The sequence below is a fragment of the Pantoea sp. X-Soil-TKNS-1211 genome, assembly GCF_059730495.1.
Window position 1 is genome coordinate 1,789,638 of record NZ_AP035953.1, and the last position, 16,904, is coordinate 1,806,541.

General features: G+C 52.0%; 17 protein-coding genes. 6 read left to right on the forward strand and 11 right to left on the reverse strand.

All coding sequences use genetic code 11. The annotated features are described in order from the left end of the window. Window positions 1-249 precede the first annotated feature (249 nt). A complete protein-coding gene (gene pepT / locus AC6I8W_RS08580; protein WP_497837786.1) occupies window positions 250-1,476 on the forward strand; it encodes a peptidase T in 1,227 nt (408 codons plus the stop codon). An 88-nt stretch (window positions 1,477-1,564) separates the two neighbouring features. On the opposite strand, the gene AC6I8W_RS08585 is transcribed toward pepT, so the two are convergent. From AC6I8W_RS08585 to rluE, 8 genes are all read right to left on the reverse strand, one after another. After that, window positions 1,565-2,686 carry a ribosomal protein uL16 3-hydroxylase gene (locus tag AC6I8W_RS08585; RefSeq protein ID WP_497837787.1) on the reverse strand — a complete coding sequence of 374 codons (1,122 nt, stop codon included), beginning with the start codon at window positions 2,684-2,686 and terminating at the stop codon, window positions 1,565-1,567. 57 nt (window positions 2,687-2,743) lie between these two features. Continuing rightward, entirely contained in the window at window positions 2,744-4,204 is a 1,461-nt protein-coding gene (gene phoQ, locus AC6I8W_RS08590; RefSeq protein WP_497837788.1) for a two-component system sensor histidine kinase PhoQ, read from the reverse strand. A 3-nt stretch (window positions 4,205-4,207) separates the two neighbouring features. After that, on the reverse strand, window positions 4,208-4,876 hold the full coding sequence (phoP, locus tag AC6I8W_RS08595) for a two-component system response regulator PhoP (RefSeq protein ID WP_021185638.1): 669 nt from the start codon (window positions 4,874-4,876) through the stop codon (window positions 4,208-4,210). A gap of 104 nt (window positions 4,877-4,980) precedes the next feature. After that, window positions 4,981-6,351 carry an adenylosuccinate lyase gene (gene purB / locus AC6I8W_RS08600; protein WP_497837789.1) on the reverse strand — a complete coding sequence of 457 codons (1,371 nt, stop codon included), beginning with the start codon at window positions 6,349-6,351 and terminating at the stop codon, window positions 4,981-4,983. 48 nt (window positions 6,352-6,399) lie between these two features. Continuing rightward, on the reverse strand, window positions 6,400-7,041 hold the full coding sequence (gene hflD, locus AC6I8W_RS08605; protein ID WP_497837790.1) for a high frequency lysogenization protein HflD: 642 nt from the start codon (window positions 7,039-7,041) through the stop codon (window positions 6,400-6,402). Between the two features lie 34 nt (window positions 7,042-7,075). Continuing rightward, window positions 7,076-8,188: a tRNA 2-thiouridine(34) synthase MnmA gene (gene mnmA, locus AC6I8W_RS08610; RefSeq protein WP_497837791.1), complete on the reverse strand. Its 1,113-nt coding sequence runs from the start codon at window positions 8,186-8,188 to the stop codon at window positions 7,076-7,078. Between the two features lie 38 nt (window positions 8,189-8,226). Continuing rightward, window positions 8,227-8,703, reverse strand: a complete 477-nt coding sequence (locus AC6I8W_RS08615; RefSeq protein WP_497837792.1) for an NUDIX domain-containing protein — start codon at window positions 8,701-8,703, stop codon at window positions 8,227-8,229. Between the two features lie 16 nt (window positions 8,704-8,719). Next, window positions 8,720-9,361, reverse strand: a complete 642-nt coding sequence (rluE, locus tag AC6I8W_RS08620) for a 23S rRNA pseudouridine(2457) synthase RluE (RefSeq protein WP_497837793.1) — start codon at window positions 9,359-9,361, stop codon at window positions 8,720-8,722. Window positions 9,362-9,492: 131 nt separating this feature from the next. Here rluE and icd point away from each other — a divergent pair, with 131 nt between their 5' ends. Then, window positions 9,493-10,743 (forward strand): NADP-dependent isocitrate dehydrogenase, encoded by a 1,251-nt coding sequence (icd, locus tag AC6I8W_RS08625; RefSeq protein ID WP_084873924.1) that lies wholly within the window; start codon window positions 9,493-9,495, stop codon window positions 10,741-10,743. Window positions 10,744-10,960: 217 nt separating this feature from the next. Here the strand turns inward: icd and AC6I8W_RS08630 are convergent, their stop codons facing one another. Further along, the gene (locus AC6I8W_RS08630; RefSeq protein WP_497837794.1) at window positions 10,961-11,146 is read right to left on the reverse strand and encodes a ribbon-helix-helix protein, CopG family; all 186 of its coding nucleotides are present in this window, start codon (window positions 11,144-11,146) and stop codon (window positions 10,961-10,963) included. A gap of 502 nt (window positions 11,147-11,648) precedes the next feature. On the opposite strand from AC6I8W_RS08630, the gene AC6I8W_RS08635 reads away from it, so the two are divergent. From AC6I8W_RS08635 to AC6I8W_RS08650, 4 genes are all read left to right on the forward strand, one after another. After that, window positions 11,649-11,798, forward strand: coding sequence for a hypothetical protein (locus tag AC6I8W_RS08635; protein WP_497837795.1), 150 nt, complete (start codon window positions 11,649-11,651; stop codon window positions 11,796-11,798). Between the two features lie 120 nt (window positions 11,799-11,918). Next, window positions 11,919-12,548 carry a hypothetical protein gene (locus AC6I8W_RS08640; RefSeq protein ID WP_497837796.1) on the forward strand — a complete coding sequence of 210 codons (630 nt, stop codon included), beginning with the start codon at window positions 11,919-11,921 and terminating at the stop codon, window positions 12,546-12,548. A 329-nt stretch (window positions 12,549-12,877) separates the two neighbouring features. Further along, window positions 12,878-13,075 carry a DUF6404 family protein gene (locus AC6I8W_RS08645; RefSeq protein WP_021185645.1) on the forward strand — a complete coding sequence of 66 codons (198 nt, stop codon included), beginning with the start codon at window positions 12,878-12,880 and terminating at the stop codon, window positions 13,073-13,075. 110 nt (window positions 13,076-13,185) lie between these two features. Further along, complete coding sequence (locus tag AC6I8W_RS08650; protein WP_497837797.1) at window positions 13,186-13,389, forward strand: hypothetical protein; 204 nt, start codon at window positions 13,186-13,188, stop codon at window positions 13,387-13,389. Between the two features lie 56 nt (window positions 13,390-13,445). Here AC6I8W_RS08650 and AC6I8W_RS08655 read toward each other — a convergent pair whose 3' ends face one another. Next, window positions 13,446-16,466, reverse strand: coding sequence for a glycoside hydrolase family 18 protein (locus tag AC6I8W_RS08655; RefSeq protein WP_497837798.1), 3,021 nt, complete (start codon window positions 16,464-16,466; stop codon window positions 13,446-13,448). Between the two features lie 188 nt (window positions 16,467-16,654). Then, the gene (locus tag AC6I8W_RS08660; protein WP_497837799.1) at window positions 16,655-16,903 is read right to left on the reverse strand and encodes a CsbD family protein; all 249 of its coding nucleotides are present in this window, start codon (window positions 16,901-16,903) and stop codon (window positions 16,655-16,657) included. Between the last annotated feature and the right edge of the window lies 1 nt (window position 16,904).

The window sequence follows — 16,904 nt, forward strand, 5'->3', positions numbered from 1 at the left end:
CCGTGATGAAGGGCGGGATAATACCTGAAAAATAGTCCAATGCCATGTTTCAGCGTGGAATTACCTTGAAAAGTCTGAAAAAAATCGGAGTATGCTGTACGGACACACGCTGGCAGGGAAATGATCTTTCTGCATTTGATGATTAAGCAAATCATCAGGACAGGACTAACCTGATGGATAATGATTTGACGCAACATCGCGTCACCAGCGACCTATGATAATAATGCGGGTTCTTTAGAGGGATGACAGATGGATCAATTACTTGAGCGTTTTCTCAGTTATGTGGCGGTAGAAACTCAGGCAAAACCGCAGGCACGTCAGGTGCCGAGCAGCGAGGGGCAGTGGACGCTGGCACGTCAGCTTCAGGAAGAACTGCTGGCTCTGGGGTTTGTCGATGTGACCCTCAGCGACCATTGCTGCGTGATGGGCACCTTACCGGCGAATGTTGATTGGCCTACCCCGGTGATTGGCTTTATCTCGCATATGGATACCTCGCCGGATTTCACCGCGAAAAATGTCAATCCACAGATTATTGAAAACTACCGCGGCGGGGATATTGCCCTTGGCAATGGGGACGAAATTCTTTCGCCCGTGATGTTCCCGATATTGCATAAATTGATTGGTCATACGCTGATCACCACCGACGGGAAAACCCTGCTGGGTGCTGATGATAAAGCCGGGGTGGCGGAAATCATGACGGCCATGGCGCGCCTCGCCAAAGGGGACATTCCGCACGGCGCGATTCGCGTCGCTTTTACACCGGATGAAGAAATTGGCCGTGGCACCTCGTTCTTTGACATTGAGAATTTTGCGGCTGATTGGGCTTACACCGTCGATGGTAGCGACCTCGGTGAGTTTGAATTTGAGAACTTTAATGCGGCGTCGGCGGTAGTCAAAATTGTCGGTAACAATGTGCATCCTGGCACGGCAAAAGGCGTGATGGTCAATGCGCTGGAGCTGGCGATGCGTTTCCACGCGGAAGTTCCGTCGCAGGAGAAACCGCAATTTACCGAAGGCTACGAAGGTTTCTATCATCTGCACAACATCAAAGGCACGGTAGAACACGCCGAGATGCAGTATATCATTCGTGACTTTGACGCCGACAACTACGCCAAACGTAAACAACTGCTGGAAGATATTGGCCGTCGGGTGAGCAAAGGGTTACATGGCGAGTGCTCAGTAAAAGTCGAGATCAGCGACAGCTACCGCAACATGCGTGAAAAAGTGGAGCCGCACCCACATATTATCGAGTTGGCGTTGCAGGCGATGCGTGACTGCGGTATCGAACCCAACGTGAAGCCGATTCGTGGCGGCACTGACGGTTCTGCGTTGTCGTGGAAAGGTTTGCCGTGCCCGAATCTGTTTACCGGCGGCTACAACTATCACGGCAAACATGAATTCGCTTCACTGAATGTGATGGCGCAGGCGGTGGATGTGATTGTGCGCCTTTCAGCGCTGGTGGCGGAGAAGAAATAACGTCCGTAACGGCGTGATTTATCGCGCTTTCTGACTTCAATGTCAAAGGCGCGCGATGAATCGCGCCGCTACGGTTCAATGCATGCGATTAATCGGCGAAGAACCAGTAACCGCTGTTGACCAGCGCGGCAAGCTGCGCCAGTAACGACGGATCATCCAGTGCAGTGCCAAAATCTTTCAGTGTCAGCACCTGACGGTTTGCCAATGCCGCCAGCACTTCCGGGTGGGTGCAGGTCACGCTTTCGCCGTTAACAAACACCACATCACCCAGCGTCAACACACGCAGACCGCCCAGACGGGTCAGGGTATCCCCCTGTTGTAGGGCGTCGTAGATTTCATCCGGCTGATAAGGTGGCTCGGGTGGTGCGATATCCAGTTCATGGCGTGACTGGGAAATAAATTCGCCAAACCACTGGTTAAATTGCTCTGGCTGATTAATGACATCCAGCATCGCGGCACGAATACCCTCTACTTCTGACGGCAGGATTTGTGACGGGCAATCGCGTGTCGGCACGTCAGGATCGCTATAACGATAGCTGCCCAGCTCATGTGCCAGCACATAGTCGGCAAACCCGCTGATCAGTTCGCGGCCACTCGGCGCGCGGAAGCCAACCGAGTAGTTGAGCGCGTTTTCCAGCGAGTACCCTTCATGCGGGAATCCCGGTGGGATATAGAGAATGTCGCCCGGCTCCATCTCTTCATCAATGATGGCGTCAAACGGTTCCACCTGAAGCAGATCAGGATGCGGGCAATGTTGTTTCATTGGCACTTTCTCGCCAACGCGCCAGCGTCGACGACCCGTACCCTGGATGATAAACACATCATACTGGTCGAAATGCGGACCGACGCCACCGCCTGGCACCGCAAAGGAGATCATCAGGTCGTCAATGCGCCAGTCAGGTAAGAAGCGGAACGGGCGCATCAGCGCGGCAGATGGCTCATGCCAGTGGTTCACCGCCTGCACCAGCAGCGACCAGTTGTTTTCACCGAGATGGTCGTAGCTTTCGAACGGACCGTGGCTAACCTGCCATTTACCGTTGTTATGGCTCACCAGGCGGCTGTCCACCTCGTTTTCCATTGCCAGACCGGCCAGCTCATCAGGAGAAATTGGGTCAATAAAGTTTTTAAAACCACGTTTCAGCACCACCGGGCGTTTTTGCCAGTAGCGCTGAATAAAATCGGGCCAGTTAAGATCGAGCTGATAATCCATAGAAGGGTTCCGGTTAGGGCCATGAATGCCTGCAAGTATAACAGCCCGCGTGCCGTTCTACTCGCGACGATGTTCAACTTCCTGACGCTGAAAGATGACTTCCATGCGGGCACCGCCCAGCGGGCTGGTGGTGGCAATCACCTGACCAGCATATTGTTCCAGAATGTCGCGTACCACCGCCAAACCTAAACCCTGGCCGGGGCGTAGCGTATCGGCACGCTGGCCGCGTACGAAGATCAAATCACGCTTACTTTCGGGGATACCGGGGCCATCATCGTCGATATACAGATGCAGGGCTTTATCGGTCTGGCGCGCGGTGACCTCAATAAATTCCAGGCAATATTTACAGGCGTTATCCAGGACGTTGCCCAGCACTTCCATAAAATCATTCTGGTCGCCGATAAAGGTCATTTCCGGCGAGATATCGAGGGTGATCTCCACCCCTTTGCGTTGATAAACCTTGTTCAGCGCTGAGCACAGGCTGTCGAGTAAGGCGGAGACGGAATGCAGATCGCGCTGCAAAGGATTATGGTCGGCCTGCATGGTGGCACGATGCAGGTAATAACCAATCTGTTGGGAGATGCGACTGATTTGTTCCAGCATCACCGGCTCGGCCTGTTCCACCGTCAGTTCTTTGCCGCTGCGCAGCGATCGTAGCGTACTCTGCAACACCGCCAGCGGCGTTTTCAGGCTGTGGGTAAGGTCGGAAAGCGTGGTGCGATAGCGCGTATAACGCTGCCGCTCGTTGGAAAGCAACAGATTCAGGTTGCGTACCAGGCTTTTCAACTCCTGAGGGGGATTATCATCAAGGTTTTCACGCTGGCCGGTTTCCAGATCGCGCACCTGAGACGTGAGATCGCCAATCGGCCGCAGGCTCCAGTGCGCAGCCAGCCACAGCAACGGGATGACCAGCAACAAATTAGCTGCCAGTACATAGCTAAACCATGACCACACCACATCCGAATGTTGCAACTCCTGCGGGATCGAATCGACCACCACAATGGTCAGCGCCGGTAAGTTGGTGGTAGCGTCATAGCGATTGACGGCCACCGAGTGGGTAAAGGTATCGTTGCTGTCGGTATCCCAGGCGTGTAGCTGCTTTTGCGCTACCAGGTTATTCCCCATCGCCGCCAGGCTGGTGCGATTACTGGTGTCAATTTCGTAGAAATCCGGTTTGAGTAGCCACTCGCGCTGAATTTTTTTGCGGATTTCCGGGACGTCGCGCTGTTGCCACAGCAATTTTCCGTGTTCATCGTAGATAAACACCAGGGTTGGGAAATTGAGCGTCATACGCTCGGGCTGGGCAATGGTCAGCTTGTTGTCCTGCCATTGGGCGAGCGTAAAGAACAGGTTGCTTTCACCACGCATCACCCGGTAGGTGTTTTTGTCGAAACTCACCACGTAACCCACCACGGCGACCATGCCGTAGGAGAGTGACAGGAACAGCACAATGGCTGCTGTCGCCAGCAGAAAGCGGGCACGCAGCGAGAAAGGGCGCAGTCGGCGCAACCAGTTCATTTATCAGAGATCGAAGCGATAGCCCTGGCCGCGTACGGTGTTAATCACTTCCGTCGGATAGAGCGCGAGAATTTTTTTACGCAGACGTCCCATCAGCACGTCGATGGTATGGCTTTCACGCAGTTCGGCATCGGGGTAGAGCTGCAACATCAGCGAATCTTTGCTGACCACTTTACCGGCGTTACGGATCAGGGTTTCCACGATGGTGTATTCAAACGCTGTCAGTTTGACCTGTTCTTCGTTGATGGTCAGCTCGCGACGCGAGAGATCAACCTGGAACGGTGGCATCGAAATAATTTGCGAAGCATGGCCACTGTTACGACGCATCAGCGCCTGCAAACGTGCCGCCACTTCTTCGATATGGAAAGGTTTGGTGACGTAATCGTCGGCTCCGGCTTCCAGCGCTTCCACTTTTGCCTGCCAGCCTTCACGGGCGGTCAGCACCAGAATCGGTTGACGAATGGCATCACCACGCCAGCGACGGATTAGCGACATACCATCTTCGCCCGGCAGACCAAGATCGACCAGCGCAATATCCGGCACATGCTCCTGGAGGAAATAATCGGCTTCTTTCGCATCTTCTGCGGCATCCACCTGGTGACCCATTTCGCGCAATTGCACGGCGAGGTGATGACGCAGCAGCGCATTATCTTCCACAACCAGAACACGCATAGCATTTCCTTACTTTCAACACATTGATGGAGAAAAGTATATGCCAGGACAGCTAAACCGCAGATTAACGCAGGCGAGCCGCAGCACGCCTGCGTATGTGGCGATTACTTCAGGTCATTAACCATCTGGACCGCACGGCCAAGGTAGTTAGCTGGCGTCATTTGTTTCAGACGCACTTTTTCCTCTTCCGGCAGTTCAAGGCTGTCAATAAACGCCTGCATACCGGCCGCATCGACGCGTTTGCCGCGCGTCAGCTCTTTCAGCTTTTCGTACGGCTTCTCGATGCCATAACGACGCATCACCGTCTGAATTGGCTCCGCCAGCACTTCCCAGTTGTGATCCAGTTCATCAAGCAGACGATCGCGGTTCACTTCCAGTTTGGAGATGCCTTTCAGTGTCGCCTGGTAGGCAATCAGCGCATAACCGACACCAACCCCCAGGTTACGCAGTACGGTGGAGTCCGTCAAATCGCGCTGCCAGCGTGAAACCGGCAGCTTGCTTGCCAGGTGCTGCATCACCGCGTTCGCCAGACCGAGGTTGCCTTCGGAGTTTTCGAAGTCGATCGGGTTAACTTTATGCGGCATGGTCGACGAACCAATCTCACCAGCGATGGTTTTCTGTTTGAAGTGGTTGAGCGCCACATAGCCCCAGATATCGCGATCAAAGTCGATCAGAATGGTGTTGAAGCGCGCGATGCAGTCGAACATCTCGGCGATATAGTCGTGTGGCTCAATCTGCGTGGTGTAGGGGTTCCAGGTAATGCCCAGTGAGGTGACGAATTTTTCGCTCAGCTGATGCCAGTCCACTTCCGGGTAAGCGGCGATGTGCGCGTTGTAGTTGCCGACCGCACCATTGATTTTACCCAGCACTTCGATGTTGCCCAACTGACGCAGCTGACGTTCCATACGGTAAGCGACGTTAGCCATCTCTTTACCCATGGTGGATGGGGTTGCGGGCTGGCCGTGGGTACGGGACAACAGCGGAATATCGCGATATTCCTGCGCCAGACCTTTCACCGCCGCAATGATTTTGTTCCAGTACGGCAGAATCACGTCACGGCGAGCAGTTTCCAGCATCAACGCGTGCGACAGATTGTTGATATCTTCAGAGGTGCAGGCGAAGTGGATAAACTCGGACACCGCGTGCAGGGCAGGGACGTCGGCCACTTTCTCTTTCAGAAAGTATTCCACTGCTTTCACGTCGTGGTTGGTGGTGCGCTCGATGGTTTTGATGCGCGCGGCGTCAGTTTCGTTGAAATTGGCGACAATGGCGTCGAGGAAAGCGTTTGCGTCAGCATCAAATGCAGGAACTTCCTTGATCTCTGCGGTCGCGGCCAGTTTCTGTAACCAGCGTACTTCAACCTCGACGCGGAATTTCAGCAAACCGTATTCGCTGAAAATCGCGCGCAGCGGGCTGACTTTATCGCCGTAACGACCATCGACAGGTGAGACGGCGGTCAGAGAGGATAATTCCATCAGTGCAACTCCTGAATCGTTTAACAAAGCGTAATGCCGGAAAGACGCTTAATACGCCGTTCCCAGCCGGGATAAAATGTTTTTTGCCTCGTTCAGCAAACGCTGACGCGAGAACATCAGTTGCAGGCGGCCACCACCGACCTGCTGCCATAATACGGCAGAGCGGATACCCGCCAGTAGCGCGGCGCGCACACGGCCCTGAATCTGTGAGCTTTGTAACACCTGCGGCGAGCCGGTCACCTGAATGCGCGGACCAAGGGGGCTGATCACGTCAACGTAAATCGCCGCCATCGCGCTGGTGATAGTGTCGGATTCCAGCTCGTAGTGCGCCAGTTGGCGATCCAACTGACTGATACGCTGGGCCAGGGTGTTTAAGGCCTGTTTGTTCCCGTGCAGTTTGCGTTCCAGCACCATCAGACTCAGGGTATAACGGGTTAATTCGGCACCGGCACCCTGACGGCTGCTGCTGTTCAGCACCGCCATCAGGGTTTCCAGCCCGAGCCGCAGATTGGCTTCATCATTGCCATACACCGCCAGCGTCGAGCCAGGATTGAGATCGAGCAGGCTGCGCAGTGACACGCTCAGCGCATCATTATTGCAAGTACCCTGATGCGCCAGCTGCTGCACCAGATGTGCGGCCTGGCAGACCCCCGCCAGCGCCAGCGTAATCTCATAATAGTTCTTAGCCACGGTTACTCCTGTATACGCGTCGGCAGCGCCGACCTTAGGCCGCTGCCCAGGGCAGACGCTGTTCAATAATGCCGCCGCCGAGGCAAACATCGCCCAGGTAGAACACGGCGGATTGGCCCGGCGTGACAGCAGCAACCGGTTCATCAAAACGCACTTCAATACGGTCATCACCGTGCGGAATAATTTCGCACGGAATGTCGGTCTGACGATAACGGGTTTTCACCGTGCAACGCAGTGGCGCGCTAATCGGCTGGCGATCTACCCAATGCAGCTGCTGGGCAATCAGACCCACTGACATCAGACGAGGATGATCGCCACCCTGCGCCACAATCAGGCGGTTGCGGGCGACGTCTTTATCGACCACATACCAGGGATCGTCATTGCTTTCTTTGCGGCCACCAATGCCCAGCCCTTTGCGCTGGCCGAGGGTGTGGTACATCAGACCCTGATGTTCCCCCACAATTTCGCCGTCAACGGTTTCAATCTCGCCCGGTTGGGCAGGGAGATAGCGGCCAAGGAAATCGCGGAATTTGCGTTCACCAATAAAGCAGATGCCGGTGGAGTCTTTCTTCTTCGCGGTGATCAGATCAAGCTGCTCGGCAATACGACGAACTTCTGGTTTCTCCAACTCACCGACCGGGAACAGACTTTGCGCAACCTGCTCGTGGCTGAGGGTGTAGAGGAAATAGCTCTGATCTTTGTTGCCGTCGAGGCCGCGCAGCAGGCGGCTTTGACCATCCACATCCTGACGACGCACATAGTGGCCGGTGGCGATAAAGTCAGCACCGAGGTCTTCGGCGGCAAATTCGAGAAACGCTTTAAACTTGATCTCTTTGTTGCACAGAATATCGGGGTTCGGCGTACGACCCGCTTTGTACTCTTCGAGAAAATGCTCAAAAACATTGTCCCAGTATTCAGCGGCAAAGTTAACTTTATGCAGTTTGATGCCGAGTTTGTCACACACGGCCTGCGCATCAGCCAGGTCGTCAGCGGCAGTACAATACTCCTCGCCGTCGTCTTCCTCCCAGTTCTTCATGAACAGGCCCTCGACCTGATATCCCTGCTGTTGCAGTAACCAGGCGGAAACGGAAGAATCGACACCGCCGGACATACCGACGATCACTTTTTTCTGGCTGTTGTCAGACATGACGCACTCTTGATTACGATAAAAACAGGCGGCGTATTCTAGCACGTGGAAGTCGGGTGCGCACCCTCGTGAAACGGCCACTGGAACGGGGCAATCAGTTGCAGGGGATAGCGTGCTCCCTGTTGCCACAATCGCACACTTTCCGCGACCAGCGGCGAACGGAGCTTATCTGCGTTGATAATCTGCTCCGGTGTAACCCACCAGCAGCAATCGATGTCATCGTCATGCGGGGTGGTCGCTACCGTTTCTGCCAGATCCAGGCCAAACAGGAAACGCACAAAAGGCGTATTATCCGGAGCGATCCACTGTTGCACACCGAGGAAATAATCGGGTTTTGCGGTGATGCCGGTCTCTTCATACAGTTCACGTTGTACCGCTTCCACCAGGGTTTCATCTGCCTCCAGATGACCGGCGGGCTGATTCCAGGTGGCGCGACCATGGACCTGTTCTTCCACCACCAGCAACTGACCTTGCGCCTGTACCACACACGCCACCGTGACATGAGGTTTAAACATCGATCCTCCCGGATTGTTAACCTGAAGTTATTGAAAATTGCGCGCTGATATCACGCCATTCACCCGGTGCCAGATTATCCAACTGATGTTCCCCCATGGCATAGCGAATCAAGCGCAGGGTAGGAAAACCAATATGCGCCGTCATCCGTCGTACCTGACGGTTGCGTCCTTCATATAAGGTGATTTTCAGCCAACTGGTGGGAATGGCTTTGCGTTCGCGGATTGGCGGCTGGCGTGGCCACAGCCATTCCGGCTCGGCAACCCGCTCGACACCGGCAGGCAGCGTGGGGCCATCATTCAGCGTCACGCCGCTACGCAGCAGGGATAAATCTGATTCCTGCGGCTCGCCTTCCACCTGCACAAAATAGATCTTTCCGGTGCGTTTTCCGGGCTGTGTCAGCTGCGCCTGAAGTGCGCCATCATTGGTTAACACCATCAGCCCTTCGCTGTCGCGATCGAGGCGACCTGCCGCGTAGACGTCAGTGACCGGCACGAAATCCTTCAGGGTGCGGCGTCCGGCTTCATCGCTAAATTGCGGTAAAACATCAAAAGGTTTGTTAAAGAGTATGACGCGTAACGGGCCTTTAGGCCGTGCAGGCTTGCGCGTCGGGCCGCTGAATCGTTTATCCTGGTGAATTCGTTGAGAAGTTTTTCGCATGGGCTTTGCAGTCGGTGACAATCAGCGCATTATAACGCGAAACTGCGGTGATTGGCGCGGCGGAAATATTCAAGTAGTATTGACGCGCATCTTACAAATCATTAACAAAAAATCGCTCGAAGGAGAGGTTAATGGAAAGCAAAGTAGTTGTTCCGGCGGAAGGTCAGAAAATCACCCTGGATCAGGGCAAACTGGTAGTGCCAAATAACCCGGTCATCCCTTACATTGAAGGTGACGGCATCGGTGTGGACGTTTCCCCCGTGATGCTGAAGGTGGTTGATGCCGCTGTGAAGAAAGCCTACAACGGCGAGCGAAAAATTTCCTGGATGGAAATTTACACCGGTGAGAAATCAGTAGAACTCTACGGCCAGGACGTCTGGCTGCCGCAGGAAACCCTCGATTTAATCAAAGAATATCGCGTAGCCATCAAAGGCCCGCTGACCACTCCGGTTGGTGGCGGTATTCGTTCTCTGAACGTTGCGCTGCGTCAGGAGCTGGATCTGTACGTGTGTCTGCGTCCGGTACGCTACTACAAAGGCACCCCAAGCCCGGTAAAACGTCCTGAAGATACCGACATGGTGATCTTCCGTGAAAACTCCGAAGATATCTATGCGGGTATCGAGTGGAAAGCCGGTACGCCGGAAGCGGACAAAGTGATCAAGTTCCTGCGTGAAGAGATGGGCGTGAAGAAAATTCGCTTCCCGCAGCAGTGTGGTATCGGCGTGAAGCCGTGCTCAGAAGAGGGCACTAAACGTCTGGTTCGCGCCGCAGTGGAATACACCATCACTAACGACCGTGACTCCCTGACGCTGGTTCACAAAGGCAACATCATGAAGTTCACCGAAGGTTCTTTCAAAGACTGGGGCTACCAGTTGGTGAAAGAAGAGTTCGGCGGCGAGCTGATCGATGGCGGTCCGTGGATGAAGTTCAAAAACCCGAATACGGGCAAAGAGATCATCGTCAAAGACGTGATCGCTGACGCCTTCCTGCAACAAATCCTGCTGCGTCCGGCTGAGTACGATGTTATCGCCTGTATGAACCTGAACGGTGACTACATCTCTGACGCCCTGGCGGCGCAGGTTGGTGGTATCGGTATCGCACCGGGTGCTAACATCGGTGATGAGTGTGCGCTGTTCGAAGCGACGCACGGTACTGCACCGAAGTATGCCGGTCAGGACAAAGTGAACCCGGGTTCCGTTATCCTCTCCGCAGAAATGATGCTGCGTCATCTGGAGTGGTTCGAAGCCGCAGACCTGATTGTTAAAGGCATGGAAGGCGCTATCGCCAACAAGACCGTGACCTATGACTTCGAACGTCTGATGGAAGGCGCTAAACTGCTGAAATGTTCAGAGTTTGGCGACGCGATTATCGCGAACATGTAAGACTCTGCATTACCATTACCCTGATCACCGGTGAGGTGGTCAGGGTAATTTCCTGCCGGTAAGATTCTTTTCCACAAAACCGCACAAAAAATAATCTGAAGTTTTCGCTAAGAACAAATTTGCTTCGTAGTAAAGCTAGATAGGGTGCCATCACGCTTTAATGCCCGGAATAGTTCCTGACTGAGTGTTTTAGTTTTGAATTAAATAATTTTGAGGCTTAACTTTTTAGTGACCCATTATAATTCATTATTGCATCGGCAATGATTGTCCCTTGGGAAACCCCATTTTCTCGGGCTAGTAACTCTATCTTCTCGATGGCAATCAAAGAGAGTTTATAGGTTTTAGGCTTGAATCCACGCTTCTCATCGCTGCGTTTCTGAATGCTACTTGCTGATTGAATCATATTTTAACCCTTATGAGACAGCGAGAAATTAGGCGATAATCATTATCATTTGGATTGGCTTAAATCATCATGGGCGATGCCTGTATAGACTATCCCCAGCGAGATTTCACTATAGCTTTCAAATTTAGAATTAGCTTGGCTTTAATGAGATTTTATTGATGAGATTTATTGCTGTTAAAAATCTATTTTTTCAATAATGTGCGTGATTGTTCTATTAATCACAATTTCTAAAAACATCATTAATGTCGTAAGTGTTAAGTGCCAAATGAAGAAGTCTTAAGCTTACTTCCGTAACTCATAAGCCACTGTGTCTGATGAGCTGAGTAATTAATTATCGATACGCGTCGAAGTTTTCATTATCAGAGCACGAATATGTGCGCTCTTGTTCATTTTTACCCTTTCATTAGCTAAGCCAGTGTGAGTACCGTACATTAGCGACGTTGGGGTAACTATTCTTTGATACTACAGACAGCACCGACCGTAACCACGGAGGTGAGAGACCATGAAAATGAATAATGACCCGCATTCATGGCCAGATGTGTACGAGCTTCTTCATAGCTGGTGGCGTGGAGACATACCGATTGGTGCCATTACACCTGCTGGCCTGGTAATGTTTATTGCTCAGCTCCGGCATGAAAATGGCTCTTCCTGAGCCTGTCACTCAAATTCACGATACTTTTGTTACAAAACGCAGTCATGGAATGCTGATCTTCAGGGTGCAGATGCGTTACTCTCTTGGCCCTCTCTGAAGTTGTTGCGTAGGTATGCTGTTTTGAAACGTTTGGTTTTACTGATTTTTACTTTTTTTTTATCAAGTTGTGCCGGGCACGGTTCAACAGAGACTGTCCTGAAATCTGAACAGCCCTCAGGCACCTTTTTCAAGAAAGATGATCCCTATGTGCCGCTGGAAAGCGCTGATTTGAGTCAGTTGCCAACAGAACTTGAGCCGGTTTCCCGAGAGATAATGACATTGAATCCCATGATTAAACTCTCAGCGAAAAGAAATCCGGCCGAGGCAAAAGTCATGACTCCTGCGGCGTTTCCGGTTTCACTCATTTTCAGCTCAGTAGCAACCGACATTACGAACTGCGAGACATACAGCCGTGGCAACATACGTGGGCAATGCCGGAACCTTGCGTATACGTCCGTTCGTGATTTCGTGTCGATGATGCGTGACAGCCGAATTAGCCCCTATCTCAAGCAGGCCGTGATAGATGACCTGAAAAGCGATCATTATCTGAACCTGTTTAACGCCTCTCGGTTAGCTTATGAAGTAGCGGAGAGCTGTAAGCAGAAGCACCAGGGCGGTTATGTGCGCCTTTACTGGCACGCCGTGCCGTGCAATGGTCAAGGCGATAAACTGTCTTTCATGGATGCTCGTCGCAAAAAGTTGATTAATTAATCCAGTCCCCATTTCATGGCGAGCCTCTGACAGAATGCTCATACATTTGATCAAAGTGATAATTATTTAGCTAATAATTATCATGGCAATAAAAGTTAAGTTTTTAGCGCTGGTTTTTGAGATGATTCTTATGCCCCTTCAAGAGCTAAGCCATTGCGAGTGCCGGAGATAAGCGCCGGGTGGGGCATTACCTCTTCTCTGGCGATATGACGAATCGCGCCGCCACGATCCCTCAGCAAAATTTTGAACCAGTTAACAGTCACAGACAACTTTCCGTGTCATCCCCCCAACAAACCGCTATCGTCAGCGCTCATCCAAAGGAGGGTACGATGCAGGGCGTGATGAAATTTGTTAAAGGCTGGCTGCTGTTTTCGCTGCTGTGGGGCATTTTTATGTGGTTCGTCTCCTGGCAGAGTCAAGGCAAAGAACCTGGCATGGCGGTCGTCATGAGCCTGTATGCCGGCTTGATCTACCAGGCGTTGATAACCATGGTCGCGCGCTATAAGGCGCGTAAATCCCAGGCATAATTGTTCGCATCTGCTCAATGCTGCCCACGTAGCTTTGCGTGGCGCTGACAATAATTTGCATCGGTTCAGGCACGCTGGTCGCACTTTTGGTTCATTATGCAGGTGACTTAATGATGAAGAAGATGCCGCTGGCCGCCTGGTTTTTTCTGTTGCTGTCGTTTGGGTCGTGTGCGCAACCGCTACCCGGGCCGCCTCATATGCATTCATACAGTGGTCGCCATCTTGATGCTGGCAATAGCGGCGTGGCGGATGTGGCGGAAACACCGGATGAACACATCCAGGAACGGCGTGATGAGGTGGGTTATCACCAATAAAAAAAGCTGCGGTAGCACCTACCGCAGCTGAACTTACTCTTGTTACAGGGAGTGAATTACTTGGTGTGATATTTCCACGCCATGGTCCAGTTCAGACCCACTTCTGGTTCGTAATGCAGTTGAGAAAATTCATTCGTCTGCTTACACCAACCCGCTTCCACACACTCAAAGACTTTACCTTTATGGGTAACCACATCACCTTTTTTGTAGTCGGAGCCATAGGCCCAGGCTGGATAGCCAGTCGGCACTTCCGGTACTTCCGGGGTGGCCATTGCCGGTACAGTAATGGTTTCGATCAGTGTACGTTGTGCTTTACCCGCAGTAACGATGACATTCATTTTAATTGACTGAGGTTTACTGGTTTTATCGACAGAGAATGTGTAATTGTCCAGTCCATTAGTTGTTTCCTGAACGCCACCCGATGAACCCCATGAGTATTTCGGTTTGCTTTCCGGCTTACTTGAGGAGGTCACCTTACCTGTGACAAAGTATCTGGTACCCTCGTCTTTAAATTCGAGATCAACCTTCAGACCTTTGATATACGCCGCGTCGTTATTCTGTGCCACTTCGCTGGTCACTTCGAACGAGTGTGAATTGCTTGCAGAACGTGCACCTAATGTGCTGCTTGCGATGACGTCAGCAACATAATCGCCAGCTGGAAGACCAGCTTTGACCTGGCCATTCTGATCAATACCATCGGCAACGGTCTGCGTACCTTTTTTCAGCGTCCACTGATAAGTCGCCTCTGGGAAGTTGGCTGTCGCGAGAATATACTGTGGATTGGTTGATTCCATGCTGCTGGTACCGTTCATTGTAACGGCAGGTTTTGCTACCTTAACGGTGACAAAAGCTTCACTGGATTTGCCTTCGGCGTTGGTCGCCGTGACGCGGAATTTTGCCTCTACATCAAACACATTTTTCGGTACGACGACTTCAGTTGAAGCCTGATCAGTCGACTTCAGCGTGATCAGGCTGAAACCTTGCACAATCTCCCACTTCCAGGTCACATCATCCTGGTTGCTGGTGGCGTTAACTGGATAACCAAAGCCGTGATTGGTGGTGCCAACCGCGCTAATTTCAGTTTTATCCAGTTTAATGATCGGACCCTGGTTTTCCGGGGTGCTGGTTTCACAATGTTTTTGACCGTTGAAGTTAAACACTGTCGAACCGGTCATAACCTCTTCAGTTTTGGTCGGTTTGCCATTAATCGCATGAACGGATTTGACATCTGCCTCGCCGTTATAATTTTCGGCAAAGTTATAATAACCACCGTCTTTCAGCTTATTACACACTGCGGCGTTCATACTGTTCAGAATCTGGCCGTTATCGTTACTTGCGGCCCAGGCGAACATGCCACCCAGGTTGTATTGCTTCACCAGATCGCCTTTAGCGATTACTGAACGCTGAGAGTCATAGGTTTCAACCTGTGCGGTCGGGTTGCCATTCACCTCAGCAATCGGTTTCCAGATGTACGCGGCTTCAGCCTGTTTATCGTAATAAACGTTCTGTCCCTTGCTGATAAAGTTGTCGTACAGTTCACGATAGTCAGTAACACCGTGCTCAAAAGTACCATTACTGCCGAGACCATTACGGCTCACTTCTTCACCATTGGCGATACCGTGCCAGAACATTTTGTCGTGTTCTGGTTTCACACTGACGCTATGCCAGCCGCGGCTATAGGCCGCCGCACCCACCACCAGTTTCTCTGACGGGAAGTCCGGGTTGTTATCCAGAATGGCTTTAACAGCGCCTTCAGTGCTGAAACCACGCTGGGTTTGCTCACCAGTCATCGCGTTGCCCTTGCCATCAAGAATGATGTTACCGGCTTCGTCTTTGACCTGGTCCTGGCTGCCCTGCTGGTAGTAAGCCCCGGCAATCGGTTTGGCATAAACGGCTGCCTGGTGACCTGGATTACGGGCAAAGGCACCGTACATGTCGTAGGTCATGATATTGATAAAATCAAAATCATCTTTCAGGCTGTTGAAGTCGATAGCCGCAAGTTTAGCCGGAGATGCGCTGACGGCCGCACTCAGTTGCTTACGCTGCGCGCCGCTATATTTGGCATCCATTGCCTGACGCAGTTCTTTGACCAGCGCGGTATAGCGTTCTTTCTCTTTTTGATAACCATCGGTAGCCAGATCGCCCATGGCCGACGGGCCGGTGGAACCGACGAATTCCCAGTCCAGATCGATACCGTCAACGAATGGATTTTCGCTGAGGAAGTTCATCACCGAGTTAACGAAGATATCGCGGCCTTCTTTGGTTTCCACCATCGCGTGGAACGGCGAACTCATGGACCAGCCACCGATAGATACCATCACGTTCAGCTTCGGATTCGCTTTCTTCATGCGTTCCAGCGCTTTCAGACCGAAGTGGGATGCCTGAGGATCATAACGGGTGACGCTGAAATCGCCCTGCTGTTTAGCCGGGGAATCGTTGCCCTGCCAGCTGGTTTCGCCATTTTCTGTCGGCAGGTTGCCCTGACCGCACATGCCTTTAAGGATTTTCTGACCACGTTCGTTACCTTCTGCTACCAGCCCCGTGTTACCGGTGGATGGCAGAGTAACGCTACCAGGACGATCAGCACCAAAATCACACAGACCCAGGAAGCTCCAGAAAATGTGCGTCAGGTTATTGGCCGGGACTAAATCAGCCGAGAATGAGCGTTCCCAGTAGGCCCACTCGTCATAGTACATACCAACAATCTTGTTGCTGTTAAGCTGAAAAGGGACGTTTTTTTCCAGATTAGCGGCAAAACCATTCTCGTTTTCGCCGAGAATCATGTTGCTGCTGTTACCTGAGGAGGGATAAATATCGCCCGGTTTGGCGTATTCAACTTTATAGACCTGATAGTTTTTCGGGCTATGCGGGTGCAGCCCTTCCATATCATTGCTCCAGCTTTTCCACTGGATTTTGGTTTTCATTCGGTCGCCACGATGACGACTGACTTCACCGGCTTTACCCTGAAGTTCTGCGGAGATTTTTCCACTTTCTTCTGGTGTCACGTCAACCGCAAATACATTGCTGCCATAAATTGCCGAAAGCGTCGCTATGGCAATAATCGATAATTTCTTCACTAAAACATCTCCGTTGTATAATTCGGTGCGAAGAATAAACAAACTGTTACAGCAAGAAGTTGGGAGGATTCTCTGTGGCTAAGAGAAATGGGGAGGGAATCAAACAGAACTCAGACGCATCAGGATAATGTTGAAGAAAATTGGCAGTAACTGAAGGTTGTTTGCGCCTCCATGCGCAAGTGGAACGATTATTTACGTCCCAGCAAAAAACCGATGACCACGCCGACGCTGGCCGCCAGCGCTAATCCGGTCACCGGATTATCGCGTACGCTTTTTATTACGCAATCGGCAGCGTCCTGGGCAGCATAGCTGGCCTGTGCCGGGTAACGCCGCGCTGCACCTTTAAAACGATGGCGGCGTGAGCCAGTCACTTCGCCCACTTTTTCTTCTACCGCGCCCGCAGCCTCATTCAATTTTGCTTCCGCTTTTCCAGTCATA